General features: G+C 73.5%; 8 protein-coding genes. 6 read left to right on the forward strand and 2 right to left on the reverse strand.

Features of this window, described 5'->3' with window-relative positions:
• Positions 1-186: 186 nt before the first annotated feature.
• The 5 genes from K7862_RS08355 to obgE all read left to right on the forward strand — a co-directional run bounded on the left by K7862_RS08355 (position 187) and on the right by obgE (position 7,963).
• Positions 187-939, forward strand: a complete 753-nt coding sequence (locus K7862_RS08355; RefSeq protein ID WP_222961809.1) for a TIGR03936 family radical SAM-associated protein — start codon at positions 187-189, stop codon at positions 937-939.
• A 215-nt stretch (positions 940-1,154) separates the two neighbouring features.
• Positions 1,155-5,474 carry an Rne/Rng family ribonuclease gene (locus K7862_RS08360; RefSeq protein WP_222961810.1) on the forward strand — a complete coding sequence of 1,440 codons (4,320 nt, stop codon included), beginning with the start codon at positions 1,155-1,157 and terminating at the stop codon, positions 5,472-5,474.
• Positions 5,475-5,783: 309 nt separating this feature from the next.
• Entirely contained in the window at positions 5,784-6,104 is a 321-nt protein-coding gene (rplU, locus tag K7862_RS08365; RefSeq protein WP_069463337.1) for a 50S ribosomal protein L21, read from the forward strand.
• 14 nt (positions 6,105-6,118) lie between these two features.
• A complete protein-coding gene (gene rpmA, locus K7862_RS08370) occupies positions 6,119-6,373 on the forward strand; it encodes a 50S ribosomal protein L27 (protein WP_069463338.1) in 255 nt (84 codons plus the stop codon).
• A 150-nt stretch (positions 6,374-6,523) separates the two neighbouring features.
• Positions 6,524-7,963 (forward strand): GTPase ObgE, encoded by a 1,440-nt coding sequence (gene obgE, locus K7862_RS08375; protein WP_222961811.1) that lies wholly within the window; start codon positions 6,524-6,526, stop codon positions 7,961-7,963.
• Positions 7,964-8,072: 109 nt separating this feature from the next.
• Here obgE and K7862_RS08380 read toward each other — a convergent pair whose 3' ends face one another.
• Both K7862_RS08380 and K7862_RS08385 read right to left on the reverse strand, forming a co-directional pair.
• Positions 8,073-8,534 carry a GtrA family protein gene (locus K7862_RS08380; RefSeq protein ID WP_222961812.1) on the reverse strand — a complete coding sequence of 154 codons (462 nt, stop codon included), beginning with the start codon at positions 8,532-8,534 and terminating at the stop codon, positions 8,073-8,075.
• On the reverse strand, positions 8,531-9,529 hold the full coding sequence (locus tag K7862_RS08385; RefSeq protein WP_222961813.1) for a glycosyltransferase family 2 protein: 999 nt from the start codon (positions 9,527-9,529) through the stop codon (positions 8,531-8,533). Before K7862_RS08385 ends, K7862_RS08380 begins: the two co-directional genes overlap by 4 nt.
• Positions 9,530-9,817: 288 nt before the next feature.
• Between K7862_RS08385 and K7862_RS08390 the strand changes: the two genes are divergently transcribed.
• Positions 9,818-11,428 (forward strand): glycosyltransferase family 2 protein, encoded by a 1,611-nt coding sequence (locus K7862_RS08390; protein ID WP_222961814.1) that lies wholly within the window; start codon positions 9,818-9,820, stop codon positions 11,426-11,428.
• The last annotated feature ends 3 nt before the right edge of the window (positions 11,429-11,431 follow it).

Consider the following 11,431-nt stretch of genomic DNA (forward strand, 5'->3'; position numbering starts at 1 on the left):
ATGTTCGTCCACAAGCCGTGGCAGCGCGGCACGGAAGACCGGCGACGCGGCGTAACCTTGGACATGCGGTACGGACGACGTGCCGCACCTGTACGCGGCGCGCACGCGCGTCTCGCCGGACACATCACGAGGGACTGAACGACTCTGGGCAAGCGACAGCCCGAAGGCCCGCCGCCCGCACCCGCGGTGCAGCGCATCCGACTGCGCTACACCAAGCGCGGCCGCCTCCGGTTCACCAGCCACCGCGACTTCCAGCGTGCCTTCGAGCGGGCGCTGCGCCGCGCCGACGTGCCCATGGCGTACTCGGCCGGCTTCACCCCGCACCCGAAGGTGTCGTACGCGGGCGCCGCACCCACCGGCGTCGGCAGCGAAGCGGAGTACCTGGAGATCGCCCTCGCCCAGTCCCGTGACCCCGAGCAGCTCCGGCTGGTCCTCGACGAGTCGCTGCCCCCCGGCCTCGACGTCGTCGAGGCGGTCGAGGCCCACACCTCCGGCCTCGCCGAGCGCCTCGAGGCCTCGGTCTGGCAGCTGCGGCTCGACGGCGTCGAGCCCGAAACGGCCCGCAGGGCCGTCGCGGCGTTCCTCGCCGCGGACAGCGTGGAAGTACAGCGCAACACCAAGAACGGCATCCGCACCTTCGACTGCCGGGCCGCGGTCACGCGACTCGACGTCGTGGACACGGACGCCACCCGACAGGGTGCCGATGGGCCGGACGACCATGCTTGTGCGATACTGCGGCTGGTTGTGCGGCACCTGACACCTGCCGTACGACCCGACGACGTACTGTCCGGCCTCCATGCGACGGCCGACCTCGCGCCGCCGGTCCCCGCAGCGGTGACCAGGCTGGCACAGGGGCCGCTCGACGAGGAGACCGGCACGGTCACCGACCCGCTCGCGCCTGATCGCGACGCTGTGGCGGTACCTGCCGGTTCAGCCTAAGTACGCCGTCACGCGTCGCCGACGCACCAGGGAGCCACCCGGGTCCGGCGGCGCTGACCACACGAGACTTTCGTCAGTCCGCCGAGGAGGCGGGCCGACGAGCGACACAGCAGCTCCCGTGCGGCGCCCACGCCCCGGAGGCCGGCCCCCGACCAGGCGGCCACCGGCCCCGAACACGGCGCGGCGCCCGGGAGCATGACGGGAGCACTGCCCGAATGCCCGACCAGACCGACCCGACCACGCCCTCCACCTCCCAGGAACCCGCGGAAGCCGCGCCCAAGCGCCGCCGTCGCGCGGCCTCCCGCCCGGCGGGCTCGCCGGGTTCCGCCGCCGACGCGGCCGCGCCGGCCCCGGCCGACGAGAGCGCCTCCGGCGCCGGCGCCGAGGAGACCCCGGCCCCCGCCCGCACACGGCGCAGGGCCACCCGCAAGACCGCGGCCGCCGCGGAGACCACCGAGACGACCCCCGAGGCCGCGCCCGCTGAGGCCGAGGCTGCTCCGGCGCCTGCTCGTACGCGTCGCCGTGCGGCGTCCCGCCCGGCGGGTTCGCCGACTGCCGCCGAGACGCCGGCCGCCGAGCCCGAGGCCGCGCCCGCTGAGGCCGAGGCTGCTCCGGCGCCTGCTCGTACGCGTCGCCGTGCGGCGTCCCGCCCGGCGGGCTCTCCCGCCGCCGCGGAAACCCCGGCTGCCGAGCCCGAGGCCGCGCCCGCTGACGCCGAGGCCGCTCCGGCCCCTGCCCGTACGCGTCGCCGTGCGGCGTCCCGCCCGGCGGGTTCGCCGACTGCCGCCGAGACGCCGGCTGCCGAGCCCGAGGCCGCGCCCGCCGAGGCCGAGGCCGCTCCGGCCCCTGCCCGTACGCGTCGCCGCGCCGCGTCCCGCCCGGCGGGCTCTCCCGCCGCCGCGGAAACCCCGGCTGCCGAGCCCGAGGCCGCGCCCGCTGAGGCCGCCGCCGAGGCCGAGGCTGCTCCGGCGCCTGCTCGTACGCGTCGCCGCGCCGCGTCCCGCCCGGCGGGTTCGCCCGCCGCTGCGGAGACCACCGAGGCGACCCCCGAGGCCGCCGCCGAGCCCGAGGCCGCGCCTGCCCCCGCTCGTACCCGTCGCCGCGCCGCGTCCCGCCCCGCGGGTTCCCCGGCCGCCGCCGAGGGCGTCGAGGAGACGTCCGCCGGCGTCGAGGCGGTTGCCGAGGCCGCGGCCGACGTCGCGGAGGGCGAGGAGACGGCCGCCCCCGCGCGCACCCGCCGTCGCGCCACCCGCAAGAGCGCCGCGCCCGCCCCCGCCGAGCCGGCCGGGACGACCGCCGCTGCCCCGGCCGAGCCGACCAGGACCGAGCCCGCCGAGACCCCGGCCGAGCCCCGCCGCCGTGGCGGCCGGAGCCGCAGGGGCGAGGTCGCCGCGACCTTCTCCGCCGCGGACGGCTCGCGCCGCCTGAAGCCCGGAGCGCTCGCGCCCAAGGAGTCCAAGGACTCCAAGGAGCCCAAGGAGGGGGCCGCCGATCAGGCCGCCGCCGGGACCGCCTCGGCCGCCTACACCGGCCAGGCCCAGCGCGAAGGTGACGGATGGGTCGTCGAGATCGACGACGCCTACGAGATCCGCGGCTACGGCGAGACCCTCGAGGAGGCCACCGCCGAGGCGGCCGGCCACCTCGCCGAGGCCTTCGACCTCGCCGCCGGCACCGTGACCATCGACGTCCGCACCGAGGAGCCCGCCGAGCCCGCCCGCGGCGGCCGTCGCCGTGCCACGCGCCCGGCCGTGGCCGTCTTCCAGCAGCCGGTGTTCCAGGCCCCGCAGGCGACGCCCGCCGTCGCCGAGCCGGCCGAGGAGGAGACGGCAGCGGAGGAGGAGGGCGACGAGCGCACCTCGCGTCGCCGCCGTCGCCGCCGTGGCGCCGCCGCCGAACAGGCCACGGTGACCGTGGCCGACGAGCCCGAGGTCGAGTCCGCGGAGGACGCCGAGGGCGACGAGGAGGCCGAATCGGCCGCCGACGAGGGCGACGAGCGCCCGTCGCGCCGCCGCCGTCGCGGTGGCCGCCGCCGTCGCCGGGGCGAGTCCGCCGAGCACGAGGACGGCGGGTCCGACGAGGACGCCGAGTCCCACGACGAGGACGAGGACGAGGAAGGCGCCGAGGCCGACGAGCACGGCGACGAGGGCCCGGCGTCCAGCGCCGGCAGCCGTCGCCGTCGCCGTCGCCGCCGTCGCGGTTCCGACGGGGCCGGTGACGAGGGCGCGGCCGACGACCCGGAGCGGACCGTCGTCAAGGTGCGCGAGCCGCGTCCCCGGACCGAGGGCGGCACGGGCGCCGACGAGGTGCAGTCCATCAAGGGCTCGACCCGTCTGGAGGCCAAGAAGCAGCGCCGCCGCGAGGGGCGCGAGCAGGGCCGCCGTCGCGTGCCGATCATCACCGAGGCCGAGTTCCTGGCCCGCCGTGAGGCCGTCGAGCGCGTCATGGTCGTCCGGCAGAACGGCGACCGCACGCAGATCGGCGTGCTGGAGGACAACGTCCTCGTCGAGCACTACGTCAACAAGGAGCAGGCCACCAGCTACGTCGGCAACGTGTACCTGGGCAAGGTCCAGAACGTGCTGCCGTCGATGGAGGCCGCGTTCGTCGACATCGGCAAGGGGCGCAACGCCGTCCTGTACGCCGGTGAGGTCAACTTCGAGGCGCTCGGCCTGTCCAACGGGCCGCGCCGCATCGAGTCGGCGCTCAAGTCCGGCCAGTCCGTGCTGGTGCAGGTCACCAAGGACCCGATCGGCCACAAGGGCGCCCGCCTGACCAGCCAGGTCTCGCTGCCCGGCCGCTACCTGGTCTACGTGCCCGAGGGCTCGATGACCGGCATCAGCCGCAAGCTGCCGGACACCGAGCGGGCCCGGCTGAAGACCATCCTGAAGAAGATCGTCCCCGAGGACGCCGGTGTCATCGTGCGCACCGCCGCCGAGGGCGCCAGCGAGGACGAGCTGCGCCGCGACGTCGAGCGGCTGCAGTCGCAGTGGGAGGACATCCAGAAGAAGGCGAAGAGCGGTGGCGGCGGCAACGCGCCGACGCTCCTCTACGGCGAGCCGGACATGACCGTCCGCGTGGTCCGCGACATCTTCAACGAGGACTTCTCCAAGGTCATCGTGAGCGGTGACGAAGGGTGGGAGACGATCCACGACTACGTCACCAACGTCGCCCCCGACCTCGCCGACCGGCTGTCGCGGTGGACCTCCGAGGTGGACGTCTTCGCGACGTACCGCATCGACGAGCAGCTGCTGAAGGCGCTGGACCGCAAGGTGTGGCTGCCGTCCGGCGGCTCGCTGGTGATCGACAAGACCGAGGCCATGGTGGTCATCGACGTCAACACCGGCAAGTTCACCGGGCAGGGCGGCAACCTCGAGGAGACCGTCACCCGCAACAACCTGGAGGCGGCCGAGGAGATCGTCCGTCAGCTGCGGCTGCGGGACCTCGGCGGCATCGTGGTGATCGACTTCATCGACATGGTGCTGGAGTCCAACCGCGACCTGGTCATGCGGCGGCTGCTGGAGTGCCTGGGCCGGGACCGGACCAAGCACCAGGTCGCCGAGGTGACCTCGCTGGGCCTGGTGCAGATGACCCGCAAGCGGGTCGGCCAGGGCCTGCTGGAGTCGTTCTCCGAGACCTGCGTGCACTGCAACGGCCGCGGCGTCATCGTCCACATGGACCAGGCGACGACGTCCGGCGGCGGTGGCAAGCGCAAGCGCCGCGGTGGCCGCGGCGCCGGTGCCGGCGAGCACGAGCACGTGCACGAGGTGGAGCCCGCCGCCGGGGCAGAGGCCGAGGAGGCCGTCGCGGAGGCGGAGGAGCTGCCCGAGCTGGAGCCGATCGAGGTCGGCGAGTCGGACCTGGTGCCGGCCGTGGGCGACCCCGAGGAGGAGTGGTTCGGCAGCGCCGCCGAGGCCGAGGCCGCCGCGAGCGCCTCTCGGGGCCGCGGCCGCCGCCGGGGGAGCCGCAAGGCCACCGCGCCCGAGGGCGCGCCGGCCGCCGCGGCCGCCGAGCCGGAGCCGGCCGTCGTGGTCGTGCCGGTCAGCGAGCCGGTCGTGGAGCCGGTGGCCGAGCCCGTCCCGGTCCCGGAGGTCTCCACCGAGCCCCCGGCCCGTACCCGGCGCCGTGCCACCCGCAAGGTGACGGCCCCGGCCGGCTCGCCGGCCGCCGCCGAGGACGCGATCGTCGTCGTCGCGACGGAGCCGCACACCGGTTCCGCCGAGACCGAGCCGGTCCCGGTCCCGGAGGTCTCCACCGAGCCCCCGGCCCGCACCCGGCGGCGCGCCACCCGCAAGGTGACGGCCCCGGCCGGCTCGCCGGACTCCGCGGGCGCGGAGGACGCGGCGGTCGTGGTCGTGCCCGCCGGCGGCGCCGCCGGCGCGGACGAGCCCGACGGCGCGGAGCCCGCGGCGAAGCGCACGGCTCGCAAGACGGCCAAGAAGGCGGCCGCGAAGAAGACCGCGAAGAAGGCGGCGGCCAAGAAGGCCACCACCAAGAAGGCGGCCTCGGCCGCCAAGAAGTCGGCCGCCGCGGCGGAGTGACCGCCCCCGGACCGAGCGACCGGACCCATCCGGTCCGGTCGCTCGGTCTCGCCCATCGGGCGATCGCCGCCTTCCCGGGGCGCCCTCTCCACCGAGCGGGCGCCCCGGAACCGTGTGCGGTTCGTCCCGGCCCGGGGCGGATTTGACCCGGCCGGAGGCACTCCGTAACCTTGACCTTCGGCGTTTCTGCGCCCATTCCTGAGCAACTTCCTCTCCGAAGGTCCGTCGGGCCCAGGGGAGAGGCCGCCCGGCGCACCATGGGGACGGCTGGCATCAGGGGTCCGAATCGAGCGAGAGAGTGAGTTCCGCGTGTACGCGATCGTGCGTAGCGGTGGCCGCCAGCACAAGGTTGCTGTCGGCGACATCGTCGAGGTTGACAAGATTTCCACCGGCAAGGTGGGCGACGCGGTCGAGCTCTCGACGCTGCTCGTCGTGGACGGCGACGCCGTCACCAGCGACCCGTGGGTGCTGGCCGGGATCAAGGTCGAGGCCGAGATCGTGGACCACCACAAGGGCCAGAAGATCGACATTCTGCGCTACAAGAACAAGACCGGTTACCGCCGGCGTCAGGGTCACCGCCAGCAGTACACGGCGCTGAAGATCACCGGCATCCCCACGGCTGCGAAGTAAGGGACTGAGAACACATGGCACACAAGAAGGGCGCATCGTCCACCCGGAACGGTCGCGACTCCAACGCTCAGCGGCTCGGCGTCAAGCGCTTCGGCGGCCAGGTCGTCAACGCCGGTGAGATCATCGTCCGCCAGCGCGGCACCCACTTCCACCCGGGCGCGGGCGTCGGCATCGGCAAGGACGACACGCTGTTCGCCCTCGCCGCCGGCGCGGTCGAGTTCGGCACGAAGCGCGGTCGTCGCGTCGTGAACATCGTTCCGGCCGCCTGAGTCCCGCAAGGGACCCGGCAGCCGAGCACTTCGAGGGCGGACTTCGCTCCCGGCAACGGGACGCGGGGCCGCCCTCGGTGTTTGTCACCACCCCCGGACACCGGTCGGACCGGTCCGGGGACATCCCGTCAGCAACTGGAGGAAGCACCGATGACCACCTTCGTGGACCGCGTCGAGCTGCACGTCGCCGCGGGTAACGGAGGCCACGGCTGTGCCTCCGTGCACCGGGAGAAGTTCAAGCCGCTGGGCGGCCCGGACGGCGGCAACGGCGGCCGTGGCGGTGACGTGATCCTGGTCGTGGACCAGAGCGTCACCACGCTGCTGGAGTACCACCACAGCCCGCACCGCAAGGCCACCAACGGCAAGCCCGGCGAGGGCGGCAACCGGTCCGGCAAGGACGGCACCGACCTGGTGCTGACGGTGCCGGACGGCACGGTGGTGCTCGACAGGCACGGCAACGTGCTCGCCGACCTCGTCGGCCAGGGCACCACCTTCGTCGCGGCCCAGGGCGGCCGCGGCGGCCTGGGCAACGCCGCGCTGGCCTCGGCCCGCCGCAAGGCCCCCGGCTTCGCGCTGCTCGGCGTGCCCGGCGTCGACCGGGACGTCGTGCTGGAGCTGAAGACCGTCGCCGACGTGGCGCTGGTCGGCTACCCCAGCGCCGGCAAGTCCTCGCTGATCTCGGTGCTGTCGGCCGCCAAGCCGAAGATCGCCGACTACCCGTTCACCACACTGGTGCCCAACCTCGGTGTGGTGACGGCCGGTTCGACCGTCTACACGATCGCGGACGTGCCCGGGCTGATCCCGGGGGCGAGCGAGGGCCGCGGCCTGGGCCTGGAGTTCCTGAGGCACGTCGAGCGCTGCAAGGTGCTGGTGCACGTGCTGGACACCGCGACGCTGGAGTCGGACCGGGACCCGGTGAGCGACCTCGACGTCATCGAGGCGGAGCTGCGGGCGTACGGCGCCGGTCTGGAGGACCGGCCGCGGCTGGTGGCCCTCAACAAGGTCGACGTGCCCGACGGCCGGGACCTGGCCGAGATGATCCGCCCGGAGCTCGAGGCGCGCGGCTACCAGGTGTTCGAGGTGTCCGCGGTCGCCCACGAGGGCCTGCGGGAGCTGTCGTTCGCGCTGGCGAAGATCGTCGCGGAGACCCGGGCCGCCGAGCCGGTCCAGGAGTCCACGCGGGTCGTCATCCGGCCGCAGGCGGTCGACGACGCCGGTTTCACCGTCACCCACGAGGGCGACCTCTTCCGGGTCCGCGGCGAGAAGCCCGAGCGCTGGGTCCGGCAGACCGACTTCGCCAACGACGAGGCCGTCGGCTACCTCGCCGACCGGCTCAACCGCCTCGGCGTCGAGGACCAGCTGGTCAAGGCAGGCGCCAAGGCCGGCGACGGCGTGGCGATCGGCCCGGACGAGGACGCGGTCGTCTTCGACTGGGAGCCCAGCATGGCGGCCGGCGCCGAGATGCTCGGCCGGCGCGGCGAGGACCACCGCTTCGACGCCCCGCGTCCCGCCGCCTCGCGCCGCCGTGACCGGCAGGCCGAGCGCGACGACGCCGACGAGGAGTTCCGGGGCTTCGACCCCTTCGCCTGACCGTCCCCTGCCTGATCCCCTGGCTCAGGCGTGCCCCACGTTCCCGGCCCGGCGCGATGATCGCGCCGGGCCGCGGTGTTCCCCGGGCCGTGGACGGGGCGGGCCGCCGTCAGCCGCGACCGGCGGGAGCGGCGTAGTCCTGGGCCGGCGCGGAGGGCTGCTCCGGGAGCACGGCCTCGTCCTGCGCCCCGCCGCGGGTGAGGATGCGGCGGGAGAGCAGGTAGGTGAAGGGGATGGCCGCGGCGGCGGCGACCAAGGGTGCGATCTTGTCGTTCATGTGCGCCCACTCGACGAAGACGTAGACGCCGACGCTGGTCACCACGTAGTTGGTGAGGTTGGTCAGCGGGAAGAGCAGGAACTTCCGCCAGGTGGGCCGCGTGCGGTAGGTGAAGTACGTGTTGAGGAAGAACGAGCCGATCATGCTCAGCACGAACGCGACCGTGTAGGCGAGGAAGTACGGCATCCACGGGTGCAGGGCGAGGTAGAAGCCGTAGAAGGTGCCGGTGTTGACCACGCCGACCAGGGCGAACCGCACGATCTGCCGGAGCTGGGAGGAGCGGAGCAGGGTCAACGCATCTCCAGCCGGGACGGCACGGGGTGGTCGCCGGCGCTCGCGGTGGCCTGCACGCCGACCCCGAACGAGCGTGGGGTGTTGGTCTCCTTGACGAGGAAGTGGGGGCGCTGCTTGGTCTCGTAGTAGATGCGGCCGATGTACTCGCCGATGAGGCCGAGCATGAGCATCTGGAGTCCGCCGAGGCCGACGATGGCGACGAGGAGGGTGACATAGCCGGGGACGTCGGGGCCTTCGATCATGGCGAGGGCGGTGACGACGACGGCGTAGGCGGCCGCTATGGCGGCCATGAGCATGCCGAGGTAGATGGCCAGGCGCAGGGGGCGGTTGTTGAAGGAGATCAGGCCGTCCATGCCGTAGTTGACCAGCGCGCCGAAGCGCCACTTGGTCTCGCCTGCTTCGCGGGCGGCGTTGCGGTAGTCGAAGGTGACCGTGTCGAAGCCGATCCAGGAGAACAGGCCCTTGGAGAAGCGGTTGTACTCGGGCATGGACAGCAGGGCGTCGACGGCGCGGCGGGAGAGCAGACGGAAGTCGCCGACGCCGTCGGTGAGTTCGACGTCGACGAAGTTGTTGATGAGGCGGTAGTACAGGCGGCTGACGGCTGAGCGGAGGGGTTTGTCGCCTTCGCGGGTGCGGCGGGCGATGATCTGGTCGTGGCCGTTGCGGTGGAGGTCCAGCATGGTGCCGATGAGCTCGGGGGGGTGCTGGAGGTCGGCGTCCATGATGACGACGGCGTCGCCGGTGGTCTCGCGCAGGCCGGCCAGGATCCCGGCTTCCTTGCCGAAGTTGCGGCTGAAGGAGACGTAGCGCGTGCTGGCTTCGCGGCCGGTGGCCAGTGCCCGGAGCTTGTCCAGGGTGGCGTCCTTGCTGCCGTCGTCGACGTAGCAGAGTTCGTAGTCGACGTTCAGGGCGTCCAGGGTCTCGCGAATGCGCACGTCGAAGAGGTCGATGACCGCTTCTTCGTTGTAGCAGGGAACCACGATCGACAGTCGCATGAAAGTCACTTTCCGCGCAGGTGGCCACGATGGCCGAGTGCTCCGGCGGCGAGGCTAGGAGCCGTGGATGAACGGGCTGAAAACCTCGTTTCGTCTAGGGGGATAACGTTCGATGGCCATGAGTTGTCTGATGTGACACAGATCACAGTGGGGAGATGGCGGGCCTCCCGGGGTCATCCTGCTGCCGAATGTCCGGTTCCGGGGCGATGACCTGGCGGGATGCCCCGGGGCGCCCGCCGGATATGATCCGAAAGGCGGATTCGAGGGCATCACGGGAATGAGGACCGCATGGCACGCGTCACCGTCGTGGTGATCGTCTTCAACGACGCGGACCGGCTGCCGGTCGCGGTGCGCTCCGTGCTCGCGCAGTCACTGGCGGACGTCGACGTGGTGATCGTCGACGACCACAGCCCGGACCGCAGTTACGAGGTGGCCCGGGAGCTGGCCGCCGCGCATCCGGGACGCGTCCGCGCGGTGCGGCTGGACGAGAACAGCGGCTCGGGCGGCGAGCCGCGCAACCGCGGCATCGCCGAGGCCACCGGTGAGTTCGTGATGTTCCTGGACAGCGACGACGTGCTGGAGCCCGACGCCGCCGAACTGCTCGTGGCCGCCGCCCGCCGGCACGACGCCGACGTGGCCAGCGGCACCTGCCTGCGGGTGGAACTGCCCGGCGGCCGCACCAGCGTGTGGGCCCCGCAGCTGTACGACGTGGCCGCCGGCGCCAAACTGCCCGGCACCGTCCTGGACGGCATCGGCGGCCACCCGGAGATGCTCTGGGACACCCTGGTGGTCAACAAGCTCTACCGGCGTGACTTCCTCACCCGCACCGGCCTGCGCTTCCCCAGCGGACTGCTCTACGAGGACTTCGTGTTCACCGGCCGGCTCTACGCCGCGCGCCCGCGGATCGCGGTCATCGGCGCGCCCGTCTACCGGTGGCACGTACGCCGCGACGCGGCCAGCCTGTCGGTGTCGCTGCACCGCTCGGTGGTGGAGAACTGGCAGGACCGGGTCACCGCCCACAGCATGGTGGTCTCCGACCTCACCGACGCGGGCCTGACCCGGCTCGCCGACCAGGCCCGGGCGAAGTTCCTCGACTACGACCTGCCGATGTACCTGCGGGAGCTGCCGCAGCGCAGCGCCTCCTACCGGGCCGCCTGGTGGCAGATCACCCGCACCCACCTCGCCGGCTTCCCCGCCGCGGCCGTCGAGCGCGCCCGCCCGGTCTCCCGCTGGCTGGCCGCGGCGGTCGGGCAGTTGTCCGCCGTGCCCTCGGGACCGGAGCTGGGGCGGCTGGTGGAGCTGTCCGCGGTGCCGCCGCGGCTCGTCCCGCCCTACCAGGGCGACGCCCAGGCGCCCGTGCTGGAGGTGGGAACCGCCTCCGTCCCGCTGGACGGTCTCACGGACCTGCCCGCCGATCTGCTGCCGGTCGCCGTCGAGGGCACCGTCACCGTCGGCTCGACGGTCCGCGTCACGGTGCTGGTACGCGAGTTGTACGGCCGGCTGGCCGCGTTCGGGCCGCAGAGCGTGCGGCTGGAGCTCGCCGAACGGTCGGGCCTGCGCCCGTCCATCACCGCCGAGGGCGACCTGCGGCAGGTGCCCGGCGGCTGGGCGGCGCACGTGTCGTTCGCCGCACGGGACCTGTCGATGCCCGGGCGGCTCACCTCGTGGTCGGTGTGGGCCCGCGTCGCCTACGCCGACGGCTCCGCGACCGAGACCGAGGTGCGCGCCGGCGCGGGCCAGCGCACCCGGCGCGACGCGGTGTTGCTGCGCCCCGGGCGGGTACTCCTGGTACAGACGCACGTCACACCCCGCCGGGCGCTGCTCTTCCGCGGCGCCAGCGGTATGGACGGGGTGCGCCGGGCGGTCGGGTCCGCGCGGCGGAGGCTGATAAGCCGCTGATCC

The sequence above is a fragment of the Actinacidiphila acidipaludis genome (assembly GCF_019890725.1).
Lineage (GTDB): Bacteria > Actinomycetota > Actinomycetes > Streptomycetales > Streptomycetaceae > Actinacidiphila > Actinacidiphila acidipaludis.